Genomic DNA, 418 nt, shown 5'->3' with positions numbered 1-418 from the left:
GACTTCGGTGACATCGAGCTGTCGTTGATTGATCAGGTTCAACAGCAGATCGAACGGGCCTTCGAAGTTCCGGAGAGTGACTCGGAAACCGGCAGCCTTGGCTGCGGTCTGAGCGTCGGTCGGCACGTTCGGGTCGATCGAATCCGGCTCGACTTCGACCGAATCTTCTTGCGATGCAATCAGTTCCACTAACGACCAGACCGGTGAATGACCTCGCGGGCCAATGCTCGATATGCCTCGGCCCCAGCCGATTTCGGCGCCCACGTCGTGATCGGCTCACCGGCGACGCTGGTTTCGGGGAATCGGACGGTGCGGTTGATCACCGTGTCGTAGACGACGTCGCCGAACACCTCGACGACTCGCGCCATCACCTCACGAGCGTGCAGAGTCCGGGCGTCGAACATCGTGACGACGATAC

General features: G+C 60.8%; 2 pseudogenes. Both read right to left on the bottom strand.

Features of this window, described 5'->3' with window-relative positions:
- Positions 1-189: pseudogene (locus EO174_RS00050) on the bottom strand (hypothetical protein); the annotation flags it as partial.
- Positions 189-418: pseudogene (locus EO174_RS00045) on the bottom strand (ParA family protein); the annotation flags it as partial. The pseudogenes EO174_RS00045 and EO174_RS00050, both read right to left, overlap by 1 nt.

It is taken from the genome of Xanthomonas sp. BRIP62418 (assembly GCF_003993495.1).
Classification (GTDB): Bacteria; Pseudomonadota; Gammaproteobacteria; order Xanthomonadales; family Xanthomonadaceae; genus Xanthomonas; species Xanthomonas euroxanthea.
This window is presented reverse-complemented; position numbering and strand designations above follow the sequence as displayed.